General features: G+C 64.4%; 25 protein-coding genes and 1 tRNA gene. 10 read left to right on the plus strand and 16 right to left on the minus strand.

From position 1 onward, the window contains the following. Positions 1–59: 59 nt before the first annotated feature. The 13 genes from GR702_RS09040 to GR702_RS09100 form a co-directional block, all read right to left on the minus strand. Entirely contained in the window at positions 60–602 is a 543-nt protein-coding gene (locus GR702_RS09040) for a hypothetical protein (protein WP_160985563.1), read from the minus strand. A gap of 314 nt (positions 603–916) precedes the next feature. After that, the gene (locus GR702_RS09045) at positions 917–1,120 is read right to left on the minus strand and encodes a helix-turn-helix transcriptional regulator (protein WP_160985564.1); all 204 of its coding nucleotides are present in this window, start codon (positions 1,118–1,120) and stop codon (positions 917–919) included. After that, on the minus strand, positions 1,113–2,099 hold the full coding sequence (locus GR702_RS09050) for a hypothetical protein (RefSeq protein ID WP_160985565.1): 987 nt from the start codon (positions 2,097–2,099) through the stop codon (positions 1,113–1,115). Before GR702_RS09050 ends, GR702_RS09045 begins: the two co-directional genes overlap by 8 nt. Next, on the minus strand, positions 2,096–2,326 hold the full coding sequence (locus GR702_RS09055) for a hypothetical protein (RefSeq protein WP_160985566.1): 231 nt from the start codon (positions 2,324–2,326) through the stop codon (positions 2,096–2,098). Before GR702_RS09055 ends, GR702_RS09050 begins: the two co-directional genes overlap by 4 nt. After that, positions 2,323–2,640 (minus strand): hypothetical protein, encoded by a 318-nt coding sequence (locus GR702_RS09060; protein ID WP_160985567.1) that lies wholly within the window; start codon positions 2,638–2,640, stop codon positions 2,323–2,325. The genes GR702_RS09055 and GR702_RS09060 overlap by 4 nt, the downstream gene beginning before the upstream one ends. After that, positions 2,637–3,152: a hypothetical protein gene (locus GR702_RS09065; RefSeq protein WP_160985568.1), complete on the minus strand. Its 516-nt coding sequence runs from the start codon at positions 3,150–3,152 to the stop codon at positions 2,637–2,639. Before GR702_RS09065 ends, GR702_RS09060 begins: the two co-directional genes overlap by 4 nt. Before the next feature lie 112 nt (positions 3,153–3,264). Beyond that, on the minus strand, positions 3,265–4,422 hold the full coding sequence (locus GR702_RS09070) for a DUF6551 family protein (protein ID WP_160985569.1): 1,158 nt from the start codon (positions 4,420–4,422) through the stop codon (positions 3,265–3,267). Continuing rightward, a complete protein-coding gene (locus GR702_RS09075; RefSeq protein WP_160985570.1) occupies positions 4,419–4,667 on the minus strand; it encodes a hypothetical protein in 249 nt (82 codons plus the stop codon). The genes GR702_RS09070 and GR702_RS09075 overlap by 4 nt, the downstream gene beginning before the upstream one ends. Beyond that, positions 4,667–4,918, minus strand: a complete 252-nt coding sequence (locus GR702_RS09080) for a hypothetical protein (RefSeq protein WP_160985571.1) — start codon at positions 4,916–4,918, stop codon at positions 4,667–4,669. The genes GR702_RS09075 and GR702_RS09080 overlap by 1 nt, the downstream gene beginning before the upstream one ends. Next, on the minus strand, positions 4,918–5,229 hold the full coding sequence (locus GR702_RS09085) for a hypothetical protein (RefSeq protein WP_160985572.1): 312 nt from the start codon (positions 5,227–5,229) through the stop codon (positions 4,918–4,920). The genes GR702_RS09080 and GR702_RS09085 overlap by 1 nt, the downstream gene beginning before the upstream one ends. Further along, positions 5,226–5,756, minus strand: coding sequence for a hypothetical protein (locus GR702_RS09090; protein ID WP_160985573.1), 531 nt, complete (start codon positions 5,754–5,756; stop codon positions 5,226–5,228). Before GR702_RS09090 ends, GR702_RS09085 begins: the two co-directional genes overlap by 4 nt. A gap of 8 nt (positions 5,757–5,764) precedes the next feature. Continuing rightward, entirely contained in the window at positions 5,765–6,289 is a 525-nt protein-coding gene (locus GR702_RS09095; protein WP_160985574.1) for an integrase arm-type DNA-binding domain-containing protein, read from the minus strand. Positions 6,290–6,446: 157 nt separating this feature from the next. Beyond that, positions 6,447–6,536 (minus strand) — tRNA-Ser (locus tag GR702_RS09100). A 158-nt stretch (positions 6,537–6,694) separates the two neighbouring features. On the opposite strand from GR702_RS09100, the gene GR702_RS09105 reads away from it, so the two are divergent. From GR702_RS09105 to mazG, 10 genes are all read left to right on the plus strand, one after another. Further along, the gene (locus GR702_RS09105; RefSeq protein ID WP_160985575.1) at positions 6,695–7,729 is read left to right on the plus strand and encodes a lytic murein transglycosylase; all 1,035 of its coding nucleotides are present in this window, start codon (positions 6,695–6,697) and stop codon (positions 7,727–7,729) included. Further along, the gene (locus GR702_RS09110) at positions 7,713–8,636 is read left to right on the plus strand and encodes an SPOR domain-containing protein (RefSeq protein WP_160985576.1); all 924 of its coding nucleotides are present in this window, start codon (positions 7,713–7,715) and stop codon (positions 8,634–8,636) included. Before GR702_RS09105 ends, GR702_RS09110 begins: the two co-directional genes overlap by 17 nt. Before the next feature lie 58 nt (positions 8,637–8,694). After that, positions 8,695–9,858 (plus strand): D-alanyl-D-alanine carboxypeptidase family protein, encoded by a 1,164-nt coding sequence (locus GR702_RS09115; RefSeq protein WP_160985577.1) that lies wholly within the window; start codon positions 8,695–8,697, stop codon positions 9,856–9,858. Beyond that, positions 9,855–10,496 (plus strand): dTMP kinase, encoded by a 642-nt coding sequence (gene tmk, locus GR702_RS09120; RefSeq protein WP_160985578.1) that lies wholly within the window; start codon positions 9,855–9,857, stop codon positions 10,494–10,496. The genes GR702_RS09115 and tmk overlap by 4 nt, the downstream gene beginning before the upstream one ends. Further along, on the plus strand, positions 10,493–11,467 hold the full coding sequence (locus GR702_RS09125) for an AAA family ATPase (RefSeq protein WP_160985579.1): 975 nt from the start codon (positions 10,493–10,495) through the stop codon (positions 11,465–11,467). Before tmk ends, GR702_RS09125 begins: the two co-directional genes overlap by 4 nt. 88 nt (positions 11,468–11,555) lie before the next feature. Continuing rightward, positions 11,556–13,115: a methionine--tRNA ligase gene (gene metG / locus GR702_RS09130; RefSeq protein ID WP_160985580.1), complete on the plus strand. Its 1,560-nt coding sequence runs from the start codon at positions 11,556–11,558 to the stop codon at positions 13,113–13,115. Next, positions 13,115–13,906, plus strand: a complete 792-nt coding sequence (locus GR702_RS09135) for a TatD family hydrolase (RefSeq protein WP_160985581.1) — start codon at positions 13,115–13,117, stop codon at positions 13,904–13,906. The genes metG and GR702_RS09135 overlap by 1 nt, the downstream gene beginning before the upstream one ends. Further along, positions 13,903–14,685: an MBL fold metallo-hydrolase gene (locus GR702_RS09140; RefSeq protein ID WP_160985582.1), complete on the plus strand. Its 783-nt coding sequence runs from the start codon at positions 13,903–13,905 to the stop codon at positions 14,683–14,685. The genes GR702_RS09135 and GR702_RS09140 overlap by 4 nt, the downstream gene beginning before the upstream one ends. After that, complete coding sequence (locus GR702_RS09145; protein WP_160985583.1) at positions 14,682–14,867, plus strand: hypothetical protein; 186 nt, start codon at positions 14,682–14,684, stop codon at positions 14,865–14,867. Before GR702_RS09140 ends, GR702_RS09145 begins: the two co-directional genes overlap by 4 nt. A gap of 54 nt (positions 14,868–14,921) precedes the next feature. After that, positions 14,922–15,698 carry a nucleoside triphosphate pyrophosphohydrolase gene (gene mazG / locus GR702_RS09150; RefSeq protein WP_160985665.1) on the plus strand — a complete coding sequence of 259 codons (777 nt, stop codon included), beginning with the start codon at positions 14,922–14,924 and terminating at the stop codon, positions 15,696–15,698. Between the two features lie 7 nt (positions 15,699–15,705). Here the strand turns inward: mazG and hflX are convergent, their stop codons facing one another. From hflX to ntrX, 3 genes are all read right to left on the minus strand, one after another. After that, on the minus strand, positions 15,706–17,139 hold the full coding sequence (gene hflX / locus GR702_RS09155) for a GTPase HflX (RefSeq protein WP_202408164.1): 1,434 nt from the start codon (positions 17,137–17,139) through the stop codon (positions 15,706–15,708). Positions 17,140–17,170: 31 nt separating this feature from the next. Further along, the gene (gene hfq / locus GR702_RS09160) at positions 17,171–17,752 is read right to left on the minus strand and encodes an RNA chaperone Hfq (RefSeq protein ID WP_160985584.1); all 582 of its coding nucleotides are present in this window, start codon (positions 17,750–17,752) and stop codon (positions 17,171–17,173) included. Between the two features lie 143 nt (positions 17,753–17,895). Then, a complete protein-coding gene (ntrX, locus tag GR702_RS09165) occupies positions 17,896–19,311 on the minus strand; it encodes a nitrogen assimilation response regulator NtrX (RefSeq protein WP_160985585.1) in 1,416 nt (471 codons plus the stop codon). Positions 19,312–19,316 lie beyond the last annotated feature (5 nt).

The raw sequence follows: 19,316 nt of genomic DNA on the forward strand, positions 1-19,316 counted from the left end.
CCAGACGTTCGCTGCAAAGCTGCCTCGGGCCGGTGACAAGCCGGCCCGGGGCGGCCAGCTCATGGCGCGGGCAGCACGGCCACGCCAGGATTGAGCTCGGCGATGTGATCGAGATAGTTCCTGGGCTTGCGCATCAGCTTTGGCGGGAAGTCGGCCTTCAGCCCCGACATCTGCGCCACGACCCCGACAAAGGTGACGCAATTGCGCTTGTCGATGTTCCACTGGTACGTGGGGTCGTGCCACCAGGTCTGAACTTCCTTGACGATCTTGTGATAGGTTTCGTCACTGACCGGCACACTGAAGTGATAGTTCGCCCGCTGGATGTAGTCTGGTTTTTCGATCAGCATCGTTTGCGGCACGGACCGGAACAAGAAGCTGGGATCGCTCGTCTTCGCAGAAAACCCATAGTTCTCCTCGATAGTGCGTCCGTCCGAATCGAGCGTGCCTTTGAGAGTGACGAAGGCGTGCACGGAGCGCAGACGGGTGAACGAGGTCTGGACGCTATAGAAGGAGACGTAAACCTTGGCGGAAGCCGGCTCTGCCAGGACGCCGACGATCATCACCACGAAAACGGCAAGACTACGCAAGTTGCGCCGAACCACAGGCGGCCCTCCAAAGCTGCACCGATCGGCTTTGCAGCCTATCGCAGCATCGCGCCGGAGTCATCCATTTCGGATCCACTTCTTGAGCCCGGTGACAAGCCGTTCTGTAGCGTCACCAAGGCGACAACTGCGATCCAGCTATGAAGGTGTGCTTGGCGGACAGGGTGCCCGCCGCAAGACAGGGCAAAAATGGCTAAATTCTGCCGTTTCTATGATCCTGCCGAATGCCAATACCCCGACTTTTACCCCATGGCCATAAATGGTGGAGTGTAAGGCGGCACGCGGGAATCGCGAATCAACCGCCCACTTGGATATCACGCGGCCGACCTCCACCCCATGGGATCCGATACCCAAGCGTCGATGTCGCTTTCATACCAAGCGACAAGGCCAGGGCTGATTTGGAGAGAAGGGGGGAACGTGCCCGCCTTCATGCGATTGTAGATCGTGGTTCGCGCCAAGCCAGTTCGCGCCTTGACGTCCGCCAAGCGGAGCAGGTTGTCGCGTCTGCGGTCAACCATTGTGGCCTCCTACTACTTTGTAATGCTTGTCGACGAAGCCCTCGCGCGCGCCACGAACCATGCAGGCGTTTACCCACGTCATCCGGTCAGGCCCGAGACGCCGAACATGGCCGCGGCGAAGATGGGAGCGCTGTCCGGTCCCGCCCTCAGCGCTATCGGCACCGACCTCCTGCCCGGCGATCTTGAGGACATGAAAGTCCTTCAGCGGGGTCTTGCTGGCCTTGATCCGTGCCCTGTTTAAACGCCATCCTTGCGAGCGCTTCTCGGTCGATACGTTTGTGCAGGCGAGCGCGACACACAGGTCGCTGTAGGCGTTGAACTCGTCCATCAGATCCGCGACCAGCATCTCCTGCATCGTGCTCGCGCCGTGCTCGGCGATGCCTCGCGCGATGCCCTCGGGCATGAGGGGCAGCAAACCGCGCACCTCCAACCGCGGAGCTTCCGCCTGCTTGTTATTGATCCGGCCTGAGGCCAGCATCTGCCGGCCGTGCTCACTCATTGGCGCACGGATGTACGCGGCGTCATAGGGGATCATCGCTGCCGCGCCGGTCGGCAGCCACATCTTGACGTGGTCGAAGTAACAGATGCTCGCCACCACCACGCCTTCGCCTGGTGCCGGTCCGCCGGTATCGGCGAAACCGCTGGGCATCTTCCCGTCCCACTCCCACGCCAGCGCAATCCGGCGAGAGGAGGCGGTGGCCTCGTATACCGACGATGGCGACCATTCGTTCTGGAAGCTGCGGTATTCAAGCGCCACGACGGGGAAGGGAGGATGGAAGCACTCGGGCGCGACCTGCGGGCGCACCTTGGAGCGATCCAGAAGCGTACCGCTGTCGGGCATGACGAACACCTCGGCGCGGCGCAGCAGGTCGATGATGAAGGATATGCCCGCCCTATCGCCAGGTCCCAGGCCGGTGCTGTCCAGCGAGCTCATCAGATCCTTGATGGCCTTCGTGGTGTAGTTGAGCGGCTGGGTCATTCGGGGCAATCCTTTTCGCTCGCAGCAACCCGCGCGTAGTGATCCTCCGCTGCCTCGAGCTGGGCACGCGCGAACTCCATCGGGGTCAGGTCTTTCAGCGCGACGATATGGGCGGCCTGGGCGAGCAGCCCGCTCGCTTCAGCCGAGTCGGGGACGATCCCGAAAGCGATGTCGGCAAGGGACCGCGCGAGTTCGTCGAGACGGGCTTCGCGAGCTTCGTTGGTCATTGAAGGGTGACCTTTCCGGTGCCTTTACCAGGGCGCATCTCCTCCCACTGCGCTCCAGCGAGATGGAAGAGGCGGGTCAGATGCCCGTGCGGATCATCCATGCGCCCCTCACTTAACCGCTTCGCCATATACGTCAGGATGCCGATCAGACCGCCGTTCACAACGGCGGCCAGGACGATCGGGTCGGGCACGTCGGTCATTTGCTTGGCATGCGCCGCACTGCCCTGCAGGAGTTCCTCGACGGAGGTACTGAACAACTCAGCAAGCTGCTGCATCAGATGTACTGCGGCGTCGGAATCGTCCCGTCCTGTCACGCTGCGTTTCCTTTCCAAGGTTCGCCGCCGTGTTCCAGCTGCTCAATCCGGTAGAGGAGGAGGTCTATCGCCGCCGAAGAGACGGTGATCTGGCCGCCGCGCTGCTCACATCCAGCAAGCTTGAGGTGTTCCATTGCGCTGTGCAGCCAGTCCTCAGGCGTTCCCATGGACGCCGCCAGTTCGTTGAGCGTCGCCCCCTTGCGAAGGGTCGCGAAACGATCGGAGTAACCCGGCGTCAGGACGAGGTTGTCCTCATCATAGTCGATCTCGATCACTCGCTTCCCGGCGGTCTCCGCTGCCAAAAGGTTGGCGTGGTGAAACTCGGCTGCGGCAAGGTCGCGCAACATCGCGACGACGCGGCCCATGCTGGCGTCGCCAATATCGGCGAAGCCGGCAGCGTCGGCGCTAGTGCGCCACTCCGCCTTGGTCGTGAACTTCGGCTGGCCACTCTGCCACTGGCAGAACTCAAGAATGCGTTCGTCGGACGGACGGCTGAAATTGGTAACGGTCATGGTTCTTTCCTTGCGAGTTTGCGCAGGGCGCGGAGGTCGCGCGCGATGCTGTGGAGGGGCCAGCCGATCCAGATCAGGGCGACCAGCGTGATGGAAATGATTGCGTCTTCGCTCATGAGCTGATCACCGGCACTTCCTCGTAGGCCATCAGTAGGGCGTCCCGGATTGCGGTGGCGCGGGTGTCGCCGCCCTTCAGACCGGTGACGAAGCTGCCCCATTCCTCAGCCGAGTAGCGGAGCAGCGCCTGAAACATGCGGTCGGGATCGAAGCCCTCGGGCGGTGACGTCAGCATTTTGACGATGCCCAGGAAGATCGAACCGGAGTGGACAACCTTCTGGCCGGGGAAGGCCTCGGCGATGTTCGTCAGCGCTGCCGAGACGATCTGCTCACCGTGCTTGCGCAAGGTGCTGGCGATTGATGCCGTGAAGGCGATCTCGCCCGGCTTCCAGGCGGAGGATGAGGTGTTCCGGGTGATCGTCAGGCCAGCCTCGGTGACCAGCCGGTTGATCTCCAGTGCGTCCTCGTCCGCAGCGGCAAGCGCCGCGTGGAAGTCGTCCAGCCGGTTCATCGGCTTGCGCGCCCGGTTGGCGCTGATGAACATCCGCGCCTCCTCCTCGGGGCTCGAGTAGTTGAACACGCAGCAAGGCATGTGCGGGATGTCGCCGCGCATCTTTGCTGCAACGGTGCGATGCTGTCCGTCGATCACCGACAATGTGCCGTCCGGCCGCCGCGAGACGACGAGCGGCGCGCACAGGCGCCAGTCGAAGTTCGCAGCGATCGACGCGATCAGCCGGCGCGAGGCGTCGTTGTCCGTCGAGCGCTGGTAGACGGCGTCGATGCTCAGGCGGTCGACCTTGATCCACTCGATCGTCGGCGGGTCGCCCAGCGGCTCGGGATAGGCCCGCTTACGCTCGGTCGGCTTGACCTTCCCGGCGGCGCGGCCTCGTGCGGCCGGCGTCTTCGCTGCGCAGGCCTTGTCGACGTTCTTGCCCGGACCGACCGGCGCCGGAACTGCGCGGTCCATCTCCTCGAGTTCGGCGATCAGCTCGTCCGCTTCGCCCAGGATCCGGGTATAGGCGATGTCGCGGTGGAGGATCACGGCGTGGCCTACGTGGACCTTCGCCACAACGTCAGCCTTTCCTACCTTAGACCGGATTTCGAACGATCCGTTGGGCTCGCGCGGCTGTGCGACGTGCGGGATGAGCCAATCAGGAATTCCGTTCGGCCCCCGGTTGATCCAGTGACGGCTGTTGGTGCCGAAGCGCGTCATGATGATTTCCTTCGTGCGGATTGCGCCGCCTGCATCTTCGCAGCGATGCGATCGACCTTCTCGACAGCCTCGGCGAAGTTCTCGGCCCAGCGCTGGTCGCGACTACCCTTGGGCACCTTGCCGAGCATGGCGCGCTCGCGGACCCACCAGTCGAGCATGATCTTGAGACGCAGCGTCTCGCGATTGTCGCTCGGCAACAGGGGCTCGCGGACACGGTGCAGCGGGAATGGGATCACTTGACCCATCATGCCCTCCCGATCGACGCGGAGCCGCAAGAGCGGGCCAGCTGCGCTTCCCACCACGCAAGGCGGGCAGGGGCGACGGCGCACTCCATGAAACAGGGGTCGCAGCCGTGTTGGCACTGGGCCTCCCGAAGAGTGGTGTCGCGGCCGGCGGGTGCCGGGTAAGGCCGCGCCGCGATCCGCCGTGAGAACTTGTCGACCATCGCCATGGCGTGGAGAGCGTCGATCCCTGCGGCCTGAGATGCAGTCGCCATTACGCTGCCCTCCTGCGCTTGGGGTGGAGCGAAGCGGCGATGATGATCCGCACCGCGGCTGGAAGACCCGGCGTGTCGAGCAGTTCGGCCAGAAGCACGGTTGCGCACTGCTCATCCTCGCAGCCGATCTCGGGATGGAACCAAGGCTGGAGAGAGCGGTCGGTTCCGATGGTGACAGCGCCGCCAATGCGCTGCCATGCGAGCAGCCAGGCTTCGGCCAGCAACGGCGGGGCCGGGGGGCATTGAACCCCGCCGTTGCTGACACTCCCGCCCGGGGGGACGGCGGGAATGCTGAAAGGTTCGAAGGTCATGCCGACACCTGTGCGGCTGGCGCAGGTGCGACGAGCAGAAGGTCAGCGCGGTGCTCGGAGATGTAAGCGGCGATCGACTGCCAGCGCCGAGCGTGGTCGAAGGTCAGGATCTGCTGAAGACGGCGTTCCTCGCGGCGCAGACGATCGTCGTCATTGTCGATGAAGCCGAAGCTTAGCGACTTGGAGCCATCGGCTTTGAGAATGACAGCCACCGGCATACCGATGGTGTCGGCACGTTCCAGCCAGCCGCGCGGGTCGAAATCGATGTTGCCCGTTGCGAGCAGGCAGGCGCCGAGGTCGCACTGATCAAGGTCGTCGTAGACGGCACCATAGTAGGCATCGGTGATGGTGCTGTCGCTGTCGATCTCTGACAGATCAATGTCATGAAAGCTGCCGGTAGGACTGCGCATGACCTCACGACCCTTGGTATGTCCCGCATGCCAGAGCAGGTTTACATATGACTTGACGATGAAGTCGCCTGGCGTGGCGCAGGGGATCCCGAACACCGCCAGGACGGCCTTGAGCACTTGGCTGCTTAGCGCGTCTTCGTCACCGATGCGGGGATCTGCCAGATCGTTCTCGGCCTGCGCCGTCCAGCATTAAGGACCGCCGGGGCGTCGATAGCGACCAGTGCGCGCGAGCCAAGGGCAGGGAAGACGTCGCGCTCTAGGCTGGTGAGAACGTCGGCGGCATGCACCGGCGTCCACCGTGGCGACTGCAGGGCGAACCACGCGCGCGCTGCTGTCTCAAAGGTCACTAGCTTGGCGTCTTCCGCGCGCTGACGCTCCTTCTCTTCCTGAGCCCGCTTGCGAGCGCCCGACGGGTCGACGTGCTCGCGAATCTGCCGCCTGGCCGCGTCTCGCTTGTCACGGGCCTCGGAGAGCTTGACCTCGGGGTACGGCCCGAAGGTCAGCAGCTTCTCTTTGCCATGCATGCGGAATTTCATGCGCCAGGATTTCACCCCGGTTGTCGCGACGTAGAGATAGAGCCCGCCCGAGTCCGCCATCTTGTACGGCTTGTCGCGCTTGGCCGCGTTCTTCACTTCCTTGTCTGTCAGCACGATACCCCGACCTCCGAAATCGATACCCCGCAATATGCCACCAGTACCCCGAGGCTGGGGCGGAACAAATCGGGATTCATCGGGACGAGCCGTACACGACAAGCGCGCGGAAATCAGCCCCTATCGGGATGATTTCGGATCATTGAGGATGGGTAATTGGCGGACAGGGTGGGATTCGAACCCACGGTGAGCTTGCACCCACGGCGGTTTTCAAGACCGCTGCCTTAAACCACTCGGCCACCTGTCCGCTCTGATGGGCGCATACCGCAATGTGGCGCGGGCGCAAGAGGGGCAATGCGGATCTGCGGTCTCGGAGGCAGGCGGAGCGATGCGTGCGATGGCTGTCCACGACGAAGGACCCGCGCCCATTTGCAACCTGGGTGCTTTATGCGAAGTTCCCTTGTAATGACTTTCCGATCCTTCCTGCGTTCGCTGCGTTTCCCCTCCATCGCCCTTGTCCTGGCTGCGGCTCCATTGCCGGCGATGCAGGCGTGCGCTCAATCGGAGACGTTCCCCTCCTATCTCCAGCAGGTCGCCTCGCGTGCACGGGCGCAGGGGGTCAGCGAAGGTACGATCGCCAGCGTTCTTGCGGGGCTTACGCCAAACGAGCGGGTGATCGCACTGGACACCGCGCAGCCCGGGCGCCAGTCAGCGCCGCCTCCGCTCGCGCCTTATATCTCGCAGCATGTCGGCGCCTCGATCATCCAGCGCGGACAGTCCCGCTATGCGTCATTGTCCTCGATCTCCGCGCAGATCGAGCGGCGCTATGGCGTGCCTGCGCCGATCCTGTTCGCAATCTGGGGGCACGAGACCAACTACGGCAGCTACACCGGTGACTTCGACCTCGCGCGCTCGCTCGCCACGCTGGCTTGGGAAGGGCGCAGACGCGAACTCTTCGAAGGCGAGCTGATCGCTCTCATGAAGATGGTGGATCGCGGAGTTCCGCGCTCGCAGCTGAAAGGCAGCTGGGCAGGGGCTTTCGGTTACCCGCAATTCCTGCCCAGCGTCTACCTGCGGCTCGCTGTCGATGGCGACGGCGACGGACGCAGCGACATCTTCAACAGTTCGGCCGATACGATTGCCTCCATCGCCAACTATTTCCGCGATGCTGGCTGGCGTCCGGGGCAGCCTTGGGGAGTGCGCGCCAGTGTGCCGGCCGGCTTTAACGTGGATGCCTATGCCACCAAGCTTGCCGCGCCCACATGCGACAGGGTTCATGCCCGCCACTCCCAGTGGAAGACGGTGAGCCAGTGGCGCGCTCTCGGCGTCACTCCGCAGCGCCAAATCGGCGAGAACGTCCAAGCCTCGCTGTTCCAGCCGGATGGCCCCGGCACGCCGGCCTGGCTGTTAACCGGTAATTATCGGGTGATCCTCCAGTACAACTGCTCGAACTACTACGCCATGTCCGTGGGGTTGCTTGCAGATGAGATTTCCCGTTAACCACTCGCTGCCGCTGGCTGCGCTGATCCTGACAGCCGCAGGGAGCGCCTTTGCGGCTGAACGGAGTGCGGATCCGCCCATTGCGGCTTCGGGGCCTGCCGCGGACTACCCGGTCGTGGTCGGAGAGCCTTTCACGGTTGACGGGCAGGTATGGACCCCGGTCGATCAGCTGAACTACGACGCGGTCGGGCAGGCGATCGTCGGGGATGGCTCGGGCATCACCGGTGCCCACAAGACCCTGCCGCTACCCTGCTACGTCGAGGTCACGGCGCTGGACAGCGGACGCACCATCCTTGTGCGATTGGAACGGCGCGGCCCCATGACCAACGCCGCCATCGTCGAGCTATCGCCTGACGCCGCCTCGCAGTTGAACCTGGCTGCCACGGGCGGGCCCATTCGCATCCGCCGCGTCAATCCTCCGGAAGCTGAGCGCGCGCTGCTGCGACAGGGCGGCCGCGCTCCCGAGCGCATGGAAACACCCGAGGGCCTGCTGAAGGTGCTGCGGCGCAAGTTGGCCGACCAGTCGCCCCTTTTGCCCGCGCCTGCGGCCGGTACGGTTACGACGACCCCGCCGCCGGCCCGCAATCCCTCGACGAGCACACCTGCGCCTGCGATGCCGACTGTGCCTGACGCGCCGCCTGCTGCTGCTTCCACGAAGCCGGCGCCCGAGGCGGCGCGCCCGCGCGCTTCGGAAACACGCGGCAAGTGGGTGGTTCAGGTCGCCGCTTTTTCCTCCCAGGCTTCGGCTCGCAAGGTAGCGGGTCAGCTGGGTGGCGGCGTCTCACAGGCGGGCCGCTTCTGGCGGGTCCGGCTGGGCCCATACACGAACCGTGCACAAGCCGCTCCGGCGCTGGAGAAGGCCCGGCGCGCGGGCTATAGCGACGCACGAATCCAGAGCGCGGAGTGATGTGAAGGTCTTCCGCGCCAAGCCAGGCGGCGCATCGGCGCGCGGGAGAATACGGGTCTTGAAGTCCTTTTCGCATTTCGTGAAGCTTGCGTTGCTCGTTACATTGCCGGTGAGCGCCGCCGGTGCCGCCGCGCCCCGTCCGACACCTCCGGCGCAACTGGCGCCGATCCCGGTGAGCCTGCTTGTCGACCTTGGATCGGGACAGGTGCTCGAGGAACGGCATCCGGACACGCCGTTCCTGCCGGCGTCGGTCACCAAGGTGATGACCGCCTACGTCGCCTTCGAGGAGATCGGTGCGGGCCGCCTCAACCTCGATCGCACATTCGCCGAACGGCCGGAGACCGAGCGCGAATGGTTCGCCAAGGGCACCAACATGTACATCACGACCAAGGACAGGCCGACCGCCCGCGACCTGCTCCACGGCATCATGACGGCCTCCGCCAACGATGCCGCCGTCGTGCTCGCAGAGGGGCACGCGGGCAGTGTGGAGGCATGGGCCGCCAGGATGAACGATGCGGCCCGGCGCCTTGGAATGTCGCGCAGCCACTTCAACACCCCCAATGGGTGGATGGATGGAGGAAACACCTACGTTACCGCCAGCGATCTGGTGAAGCTCGCGGATGCGATGATCACGCGCTATCCGGACCTCTACCGCGAGTTCTCCGGCCACAAGCGCTGGTTCTGGCGTGACGTGGCGATGCGCAGCCACGATCCCACGGTTGGGGTGGTGCCCGGCGCTGATGGCATAAAGACCGGGTATACCCGCGAGGCGGGCTACAACTTCCTCGGCACGGCAGAGCGCGGTGGCCGCAGGCTCGTCATGGTCCTGGCCGGCTCTCCGCTTCCCCGCGTCCGGGACGACGCGGCGAAGGCGCTGCTGGAGTGGGGATTTGCCGCGTGGGACACGCGCCACCTCTTCGATCAGGGCCAGACCATTGCTCAGGCTCAGGTGCAGGGGGGCGACGCCCGCGTCCTGCCGCTGGTGGCGAACCGCGAGGTTCATGCCACCATCCCGCAGGGCAGCCGTCCCGACGTGAAGCTTTCGGTGCACTATCGCGGCCCCATCGCCGCCCCCGTACGCAAGGGAGAGCAGGTCGGAGAACTGGAGATCCGCGTAGCCGGCCTCGCACCGGGACGGGTTCCTTTGTATGCCGGCCGTGACGTAGGCGTCGCCGGTCCGTTCGACCGTCTGTGGAACGGTCTGGCCGATCTCTTCACATGACTGCCGGACGGTTCATAGCGCTGGAAGGCGGGGAGGGGGCGGGCAAGTCCACGCAGGCGCGTCTCCTTGCCGAGGCATTGCGTGAGCGCGGCCTTGACGTCGTCATCACGCGTGAACCCGGCGGAACCCCGGGCGCGGAAGCAATCCGATCGCTGCTTCTGCACGGAGTGGAAGGCGATGAGGGCGTGAGCTGGAATCCTTGCGCCGAGGCACTCCTGTTCGCCGCCGCACGCTCCGATCACGTGCACCGCCTTATCCGTCCCGCGCTGGCCACAGGAGCCTGGGTGGTCTGCGATCGATACCTCGATTCGAGCCGGGCCTATCAGGGCGGTGGCGGCGGCCTGTCCGAAGACGACATCACCGTTCTTCACCGGATCGGCAGCGATGGCCTCCTTCCCGATCTCACACTCCTTGTGGAAGTCACGCCCGAGATCGCGGTGGAGCGCTTGGCCCGCCGTGACGTGGACGGAACGGACCGCATCGGTAGCCGCGATTCCGCTTACCACGCCCGCGTCGCGCGCGCGTTCTCCGCTTTCGCCGAGGCGGAGCCGGCCCGCTTCGCCCGCATCGACGGCAATGGCGATCCTGCGGCCACGCACGCTCTTGTGCTCGCCGCGCTCGAGCCCCTGCTGCCGTGAGTTCCACTTCTCCCGTCGTCGGCCAGGATGCCGCATGGCGAGAGTGGCTGGCCGCCATCGCCTCCGAACGGATGCATCACGCCTGGCTGCTCAGCGGAGCCAAGGGGGTTGGCAAACGCGCTTTTGCTCGCGCAGCCGCCTGCGAACTCGTGCGCCAGCCCGGCTCCGCTATCCCGGACGTGAGCGCCCACCCCGACATCACCATCCTCGAGCATCTTCCCGCCAACGACGATGAGGCCAAGAAGAAGGCCGAGGGCAAGCCGTACCAGACCCGGCGCAACATTACCGTGGATCAGGTACGCGAGATGATCCGGCGCCTCGCCACCAAGCCTACTCTGGGCGAGCGGCGGGCCATCGTGATCGATCCTGCGGACGACATGGAAAAGGGCGCGGTCAACGCGCTGCTCAAGGCGCTCGAGGAGCCGCCGGCCGGCACCTATTTCCTTCTCGTCACTCACCAGCCCGGGCGATTGCTGCCGACGATCCGATCGCGTTGCCGCATCCTTCGCTTCGCCCCGCTGGAAGCGGCCGCGCTCGACCAGATCATTCGCCGCGACGCGCCGCACGCCGATGCCGCCGCGAGGGAGGCCGCCATCACGGCGGCGCAAGGATCGCCCGGCATCGCGCTCGATTTTGTGGAGCACGACCTTGGCGGCCTTCACGCGCTGATGATGCGGATCCTGCGGGAAGGTGACGCCCGCTTTCACCTGCGCGGCGCTCTTGCGGACGAAATGGGCGCGCGGCCTGCACGCGATCGGCAGGTGGCGGCGCTGGAACTGGCCCGGTCGGTGCTGGTCCAGGAACTGCGCTCCGCCCCGCGAGCCAGGCAGGCAAAGATCATCGAGGCACATGAAGTCCTGACCAGGCTCTCGGTGCAGGCAACGACCTACAATTTCGATGCAGGCCTCCTCATAATGGAAATTGGCGGGTTGCTGGCCTCGGCCGCGATGCCTAGAGAAGCTGCACGCTAGTTCCTTTTCGCGTCGGTGCGCAGCTGCGCTCGACATGAGAATGAACCTTAGCTTTTAACATTAAACTATACGGAAAGCGCGACGCCGCATGGGCGAGCCCTATTACATCACGACCGCCATCAGCTATCCCAACGGCAAGCCGCACATCGGCCACGCTTACGAGGCGATCGCTGCCGATGTCATCGCACGCTTCAAGAAAGCCGAGGGGTTCGACGTACGGTTTCAGACCGGCACGGATGAGCATGGCCTCAAGATGGCGCAGAAAGCGCGTGACCTTGGCGTCACACCGGCAGATCTGGCGACAGAAATGTCCGGCCATTTTATGCAGATGTGCGACAAGCTTGATGTCGGATATGATGTTTTCATCCGCACAACCGAGCCCCGGCATCACGAAGCCACGCAGGAGCTGTGGCGGCGGATGGAAGCGGCGGGCGATCTTTACCTCGATCGCTACGAAGGCTGGTACTCCGTTCGCGACGAGGCCTATTACGACGAGAGCGAACTCCAGGCAGGAGAGCAGGGCGAGAAGCTGTCGCCCCAGGGGACGGCGGTCGAGTGGACCGTCGAGGAATCCTGGTTCTTTCGTCTGTCCAAGTACCAGGACAAGCTGCTCGCACTCTATGCGAGCGGAGACTTCATTCGTCCGGAAAGCCGCAGGAACGAAATCCAGCGCTTCGTCGAAGGCGGCCTGAGGGACCTTTCGGTTTCCCGCACCAGCTTCGACTGGGGGATCAAGGTCCCCGGGTCCGACAACCACGTCATGTACGTGTGGGTCGATGCGCTCACCAATTACATCACCGGTCTCGGCTTCCCTGACGAGCAGGGCGATTACGCCAGGTTCTGGCCGGCAGACCTTCACCTTATCGGCAAGGACATCGTGCGGTTTCACACCGTTTACTGGCCGGCCTTCCTGATGAGCGCGGGCCTTGACCTTCCAAAGCAGGTTTTTGGGCACGGTTTCCTGCTGAACCGCGGGCAAAAAGAATCGAAGTCGCTCGGAAACGTGACTGACCCGATCCAGCTTGCCGAGACGTTCGGTGTCGATGCCGTACGCTACTTCCTCCTGCGCGAAGTGGCATTCGGGCAGGACGGTTCGTGGTCGCCCGAAGCCATCGTGACGCGTGCCAATGCCGAACTGGCGAACAGCTTCGGCAACCTTGCCCAGCGCAGTCTTTCCATGATCTTCAAGAACATGGACGGCGAGATCAAGCCGGACCTGCCTGTGAACGAAGCTGACCAGGCGCTCCTCGATGCAGTACGGCAAGGCTTCGACGCCATGCGCGCCGCTTTCGACCAGCTGTCGTTCAGCGACGGTCTGGAGGCGTGGATGCGCGCTGTGTTCGCCTGCAATCAGTATGTCGACGAGCAGGCTCCCTGGGCGCTGCGTAAGTCGGACCCGGCGCGGATGGAAGCCGTGCTCATGATCCTGTTCCGGGTCGTGCGCGATCTTGCCATCGCCGTGCGCCCGGTGGTCCCATCATCGATCGATGCGCTGCTGGACCAGATGGGCCAGAGCGCTTCCGCCCGGACCTATGCCGCGCTCGACGACCCGGAGTGGTTCACCACGCTGTCCGCTTCGGGGTACAAGGTGGACAAGCCCGTGGGCGTATTCCCGCGCCTGGAGTTGCCCGAGGTGGCGGAGGCCTGATGCTGATCGATTCCCACTGCCACCTCGAGTACGAGGGCCTCGTCGAGGATCAGCGCGGGGTGCTTGCCCGAGCTCGAGAGGCGGGGATCGGCGGCTTCCTGAACATTTCGACGCGGCGGTCCGAATGGGACCGGGTCGTCGCCACCGCCTCACGCGAGGCAGACGTATGGGCGTCGGTCGGCATCCACCCCCACGAGGCCGACCAGCACGCCGACCTCGGGGAGGGGGCACTGCTGGAAGCGGCGGCACATCCCCGCGTCATCGGTATCGGCGAGACCGGGCTCGACTATTACTACGACAAGTCCGACCGCGCCGTACAGCAGGACCTGTTCCGCACCCACATCGCAGTCGCGCGCCAAACCGGCCTTCCGATCATCATCCACACTCGCGATGCCGAAGAAGATACCGCTCGCATCCTTGAAGACGAAATGGGGAAGGGTACCTTCCCGGCGCTCATCCACTGCTTCACTGCCAGTGCCGAGTTCGGGCGTAAGGTGCTCGACCTGGGTCTGACGATCAGCATTTCGGGTATCGTCACTTTCAAGAACGCCAGTGACTTACAGGAGGTTGTAAGGGCGATCCCTGAAGATCGGCTGCTGGTCGAGACGGACTCGCCGTTCCTTGCGCCTGTGCCGCATCGAGGGCGCAAGTGCGAACCTGCCTTTGCCGCCGACACCGCACGCTTTGTTGCGGACCTGCGCGGCATCTCGCCGGAAAAGCTTGCCGAGGCGACCACGCGCAACTTCTTCAGGCTTTTCCGCAAGGCCAGCCTTGAGGGGGTCGCGTCATGAAAGTGACGATCCTTGGAAGCGGTACGTCCACGGGTGTTCCGCGGCTCGGCGGCGAGGACGGGAAGGCCGACTGGGGCCTGTGCGATCCCGAGGAACCGCGCAATTGCCGGACGCGCGTCGCCATTCTGCTCGAGAGCGAGGCAGGCTCACGCATTCTCGTCGACACGCCTACGGACCTGCGCAGCCAGTTGCTGGCGAACGACATCCATCGGCTCGACGCCGTGTTCTGGACGCACGATCACGCCGATCACTGCCACGGCATCGATGATCTGAGGCCGCTCAGGTATGGCCGCGCCGGTCCGATCCCGGGGTTTGCCGCCTCTGAAACGGTAAGGCGCATGCGCCAGCGCTTCGGTTACGTCTTTGCCGGGCAGCACGGCTATCCGACGCTGGTGTCGCTGGACAATCTCGACGTCGTGCGTCTGTGCGAGGGCTTCCGGGTGGATCACACGCAGATGCCGCATGGGCCGGCCCAGTCCACTGGTTTTCGTTTCGAATCAGACGGCAAATCAATCGGTTACGCGACCGACTTCAGCGAAATCACACGCGGGATGATCGATCTGTTCTACGGCTGCGATGTCCTGATCGTCGATTGCCTCAGGCGCGAGCCGCATCCTACGCATGCGCATCTGGCCATGTCGCTTGAGCTTGCAGACGTATGCCGTTCGGGAACGACGGTTCTCACGCATCTCGATAAGAGCATGGACTACGCAACGCTAAGCGCTTCGGTGCCGGAGAATGTCCTGGTGGCATACGATGGCATGGTGGTGGCGCCATGAACCAGACCGGCATGATCGTCTCGATCGTCGCAATCGCAGGTTGCCTGGTTCTGGCATTGCGCAACTCCGAGATCCGTTCATTGCAGCGCGGCCGAGCACTTCGGCTCATGGCGATTTGGGCGGCGATCATCATCGGACTGGTGCTGTTGCTTCAGACTGTGAACGCCGGAGTTGGGAGCTGAAATGCCCCGCTCAAGCAAGCCTATCCTTTACATAATCTCGATTATCGAACCATGATGCAGAACCTTGAGAACAGCCCGATCCGCCGCCTTTTGTCGATCATGGCGCGCTTGCGCGATCCGCAGACTGGTTGTGAATGGGACCGTGAGCAGACATTCGCGACGATCGCGCCGTACACGATCGAGGAAGCTTACGAAGTCGCCGAGGCGATCGCGCAGAACGACCTTGGCGCCTTGAAGGATGAACTGGGCGACCTGCTGCTCCAAGTCGTCTTTCACGCGCGGATGGCCGAGGAAGCCGGACATTTCGACTTCGAGGATGTCGCCTCGGCGATCTCGCACAAGCTGGAGCGCCGGCACCCGCATATCTTTGGCGACGATGCATCGGGTACGGCACAGGTGGATCGCTGGGAGCAGATCAAGGCCAGCGAGCGGGCGGCGAAAGGCGCGACGAGCGCCATCGATGGCGTCGCCGGTTCCCTGCCGGCCTTGATGCGCGCGGAAAAGCTGCAGAAGCGAGCCGCCCGCGTCGGGTTCGACTGGCCCGATCCCAGCGGAGCCGCCGACAAGGTTCAAGAGGAGATGACGGAGCTTGCCGAGGCGAACGCCGCCGACAAGCTGGAGGAAGCGGGCGACCTGCTGTTCGCCGCCGTCAACCTCGTACGCCTGAACGGCATTGCGCCCGAGGACGCTCTACGCGCCGCGAACGCCAAGTTCGAGCGCCGCTTCCGCGGCATGGAGCGCCTTGCGGCCGCCGACGGCGCAAAGTTCGATACTTTGCCGTTGGACGAGCAGGAAAGCTACTGGCAGGCAGTCAAGCGACTCGAGGGCTGACCACCCATCAAAGAGCGGTGAAGCGCCCAAGCTCCCGCGGCGACAGCCGGACCTGCAGCCGCAACTGAGGTCCGTCCGGCCCCTCACCGGCGTCTTCTTCCGCCATCACTTCCCCGCGCGCGTGCAGGAAGGCCAAGCGCTGTCCATCGGCCGCCGGGATGACGAAGCTGTAGACCTTCGCGTCCTGAGTGAGCATGCGGCTTGCGGTCACCAGAAGGTCGTCACACCCTTCCCCCGTCAGCGCGGATACCGCGACGATGGTTTCGCCATCGCCGTGAGCGCTTTCGCGATGCGCGATAGCCTCGCGAAGGCCCGCGGCCTGTTCGGGTTCCAGCAGGTCCCATTTGTTCCAGACTTCGATGATCGGAATCTGGTGAGAAGCCCCCTGCTCGGCCCTTTCCTCCGCGTCCTCCTGCGCCCAACCGGCTGCTCGCTCCTCGCGCGCGGCCTGCCGCAAGGCGCGGGCGTCGAGCTGCGGCTCCAGCACGCCGAGGTCGGCAAGGACATCGAGAACCTGGCGCTTCTGCGCCTCGGTATCGGGATTGGCGATATCGCGCACGTGCACGATGACATCAGCCGCCGTGACTTCCTCCAGCGTCGCCCGGAAAGCGGCGACAAGCTGCGTGGGAAGGTCGGAGATGAAGCCCACGGTGTCGGACAGGATCGCCTTTTCCAAAGCGGGCAGCCGGATCGCGCGCATCGTGGGGTCGAGCGTCGCAAAGAGTAGATCTTCCGCCATCACGCCCGCGCCCGTCAGGCGGTTGAAAAGCGTGGACTTGCCCGCGTTGGTGTAGCCGACGAGCGCGACGATCGGCCACGGAGCCTTTTCGCGGCGGTCACGGTGGAGGCCGCGAGTGCGGCGCACCTGCTCCAGCTCGCGCCGGATCTTCGCCATTCGGTCGCGGATCATGCGGCGGTCGGCCTCGATCTGCGTTTCGCCCGGCCCGCCGAGAAAGCCGAAGCCGCCGCGCTGACGCTCAAGGTGAGTCCAGCTGCGCACAAGGCGCCCGGCCTGGTAGTCCAGATGGGCGAGTTCGACCTGCAGGCGGCCCTCGGCCGTCGCGGCACGTTCGCCGAAGATCTCTAAGATGAGGCCAGTGCGGTCGATGACCTTGCGCTTCAGCTTTTCCTCGAGATTGCGCTGCTGGATCGCCGTGAGCGAACCATCGACGATCACAAGTTCCGCCTCGTTCAGGTTCGCGGCGACGGAGATGTTCTGGATCTGGCCTTCGCCGAACAGCGTGCCGGCGCGCGGCTCGCGTATGACGATGGCCATCGCCTCGACCACTTCGAGGCCGATGGCGAGCGCAAGGCCCCGCGCTTCCGCGAGGCGCGCATCGGCGTCGAGATCGGGAACCTGGCCCTTGGGTCCGCGCATCTGCGGGTAGACGACGAGGGCCCGCGCGCCGCGCGTGACCTCGCCCTTGAGTTCGTCGTTCAAATCAGTTCAGCTTCAATCCGGAGTCGCGACGTCAATCGTCTGCTTCCTCATGCGCCTGAAGGTCCACTGGAGTCACGGGCTGAATCGTCGAAACCGCGTGCTTGTAGGCGAGCTGGACGTAGCCCTCGCGCTCCAGCAGCATGCAGAACAGGTCGTATGCGGCGACACGGCCCTGCAGCATCACGCCATTGATGAGGAACATCGTGACCTGGACACCGGCGTTGCGGATGCTGGACAGGAAGACATCCTGCAGGACGCGCGTCTTCTTCGCCGTTTCGGAGCCGCTGGAGAACTGGCGTGCATCCACCGGAGTGGAAGGCATGATGGTCGAGATCGCGTGCTTGTAGACGAGCTGCGACTGGCCGTCGCGGCGAAGCAGGATCGAGAAGTTATCGAACCAGGTGACGATGCCCTGCAGCTTGACGCCCTTGACCAGGAACATGGTGACCGGGGTCTTGTTCTTGCGCAGCAGGTTCAGGAACTGGTCCTGCAGGTTCTGCCCCTTGCCGGCGGACGGCGTCGGCGCAGGCGTGGCGGCCACGGCGGTTTCCTCAGGCTCGGGTGCCGGCGGCGGCGTGGGTTTGGGCCGTGCGGTGAGAGTACGACCAGCCATGTAATTCTCCGTGTTTTTGGCGGCCGCTTATGCGGTCCGCGATCTGGCGCCGGATCATCCGATGCCGTTATGGACTCGAAACCTACTCATTTGCTGCAATGCAGTAAACCGTGTTTTTGTGTTGAAAATGTTACAGTCGCTCCTCACGCGGGGCCCTGCACCGCATCCTCTCCTTCCACCTCGTCGTCGCGGCGCTCGGACATGCCGAGGAGCTTGAGCTTGCGGTGAAGGGCGGAGCGTTCCATCCCGATGAAGGCCGCAGTCTTCGAAATATTGCCGGAAAACCGGCGTATCTGGACACGCAGGTACTCTCGCTCGAAGCTTTCGCGCGCTTCGCGGAGCGGCGCGCTCATCATCACCGGCGCGCCCACTTCCCCCCCTCCCCGGCTGTTGAAGATCTCGGGCGGAAGCATGTCGGCCTCGATCCGGGCGAGCTTGTCTCGCGGGGCCATGATCACGGTCCGCTCGACGACATTGCGCAACTGGCGCACGTTCCCGGGCCATTCATAGGCCTGCAGAGCGGTCATCGCCTCTCCGCTCACCTGCGGCGGCGTGACGCCCAATTCGCTGGCGTAACGAGCGAAGAAATGGTCGACGAGCGCGGGCACGTCGTCGCGGCGCTCCCTCAGTGCCGGGATCGAGACTGGAACCACATTCAGCCGGTAGAAGAGGTCTTCGCGGAAGCGGCGCTCTGCGATTTCCTTTTCCAAATCGCGCGAGGTAGAGGACACCACGCGCACATCCACGCGGATCTGCCTGGTGCCGCCGACCCGGACGAAGGCCTGGTCGGTCAGCACGCGCAGGATGCGGGCCTGCGTCGAAAGCGGCATGTCCGCCACTTCATCGAAGTATAGCGTGCCGCCATCGGCGGTTTCAAGCAGCCCGGGCCGGATGAGAGCGCCATCGGCTTCTTCGCCGAACAGTTCCTGTTCGAACCGCTCGGGCGTGATGCGCGCGGAGTTGACGCTGACGAAAGCGCTGTCGGCGCGCGGACTCCATGCGTGAAGCAGCCGGGCCGCCACTTCCTTGCCGGAGCCCGCAGGCCCGGTGATGAGGAGACGGCTGCCGGTGTTGGCGATGCGCTTCAGCGTGGCACGGACCTGGTTGATTGCGCCGCTGGACCCGGTGAATTCCTCGGGCCCGGCAAAGGCCTGCCCTTGCTTCAGCTGTGCGTTCTCGCGCCGGAGCCGCTCGGTCTCGGTCGCACGGCCGACGAGGTGAAGCAGCTTTTCAGCCTCGAACGGCTTCTCGATGAAGTCCACCGCGCCGCGGCTGATAGCGGCAACCGCAGTGTCGATATTGCCGTGGCCGGAGAAGATGATGACCGGAAGTTCCGGTTCACGCGCCTTGATCGCGTCGAGAACCTCCAGGCCGTCCATTGGGCTGCCGTGGAGCCACACATCCAGCAACACCAAGGAGGGTCGCCGCGCATCGACTGCGGCGAGAGCGCTCTCGCTGTCGCCTGCAGTGCGGCATTCATAGCCTTCGTCGCTCAGCACGCCGGCGACCAGTTCGCGGATGTCGCGTTCGTCGTCGACGATCAGGATTTCGAGTGCCATCAGCG

This window comes from Novosphingobium silvae, from assembly GCF_009856825.1.
Taxonomy (GTDB): Bacteria; Pseudomonadota; Alphaproteobacteria; order Sphingomonadales; family Sphingomonadaceae; genus Novosphingobium; species Novosphingobium silvae.

What these genes read in the sequence shown, in the direction of transcription:
- GR702_RS09045 (WP_160985564.1), bottom strand. Translation starts at nt 1,120, where the DNA reads ATGGTTGACCGCAGACGCGACAACCTGCTCCGCTTGGCGGACGTCAAG.
- GR702_RS09050 (WP_160985565.1), bottom strand. Translation starts at nt 2,099, where the DNA reads ATGACCCAGCCGCTCAACTACACCACGAAGGCCATCAAGGATCTGATG.
- GR702_RS09055 (WP_160985566.1), bottom strand. Translation starts at nt 2,326, where the DNA reads ATGACCAACGAAGCTCGCGAAGCCCGTCTCGACGAACTCGCGCGGTCC.
- GR702_RS09065 (WP_160985568.1), bottom strand. Translation starts at nt 3,152, where the DNA reads ATGACCGTTACCAATTTCAGCCGTCCGTCCGACGAACGCATTCTTGAG.
- GR702_RS09070 (WP_160985569.1), bottom strand. Translation starts at nt 4,422, where the DNA reads ATGACGCGCTTCGGCACCAACAGCCGTCACTGGATCAACCGGGGGCCG.
- GR702_RS09075 (WP_160985570.1), bottom strand. Translation starts at nt 4,667, where the DNA reads ATGGGTCAAGTGATCCCATTCCCGCTGCACCGTGTCCGCGAGCCCCTG.
- GR702_RS09080 (WP_160985571.1), bottom strand. Translation starts at nt 4,918, where the DNA reads ATGGCGACTGCATCTCAGGCCGCAGGGATCGACGCTCTCCACGCCATG.
- GR702_RS09085 (WP_160985572.1), bottom strand. Translation starts at nt 5,229, where the DNA reads ATGACCTTCGAACCTTTCAGCATTCCCGCCGTCCCCCCGGGCGGGAGT.
- GR702_RS09105 (WP_160985575.1), top strand. Translation starts at nt 6,695, where the DNA reads ATGACTTTCCGATCCTTCCTGCGTTCGCTGCGTTTCCCCTCCATCGCC.
- GR702_RS09110 (WP_160985576.1), top strand. Translation starts at nt 7,713, where the DNA reads ATGAGATTTCCCGTTAACCACTCGCTGCCGCTGGCTGCGCTGATCCTG.
- tmk (WP_160985578.1), top strand. Translation starts at nt 9,855, where the DNA reads ATGACTGCCGGACGGTTCATAGCGCTGGAAGGCGGGGAGGGGGCGGGC.
- metG (WP_160985580.1), top strand. Translation starts at nt 11,556, where the DNA reads ATGGGCGAGCCCTATTACATCACGACCGCCATCAGCTATCCCAACGGC.
- GR702_RS09135 (WP_160985581.1), top strand. Translation starts at nt 13,115, where the DNA reads ATGCTGATCGATTCCCACTGCCACCTCGAGTACGAGGGCCTCGTCGAG.
- GR702_RS09140 (WP_160985582.1), top strand. Translation starts at nt 13,903, where the DNA reads ATGAAAGTGACGATCCTTGGAAGCGGTACGTCCACGGGTGTTCCGCGG.
- GR702_RS09145 (WP_160985583.1), top strand. Translation starts at nt 14,682, where the DNA reads ATGAACCAGACCGGCATGATCGTCTCGATCGTCGCAATCGCAGGTTGC.
- mazG (WP_160985665.1), top strand. Translation starts at nt 14,922, where the DNA reads ATGCAGAACCTTGAGAACAGCCCGATCCGCCGCCTTTTGTCGATCATG.
- hfq (WP_160985584.1), bottom strand. Translation starts at nt 17,752, where the DNA reads ATGGCTGGTCGTACTCTCACCGCACGGCCCAAACCCACGCCGCCGCCG.
- ntrX (WP_160985585.1), bottom strand. Translation starts at nt 19,311, where the DNA reads ATGGCACTCGAAATCCTGATCGTCGACGACGAACGCGACATCCGCGAA.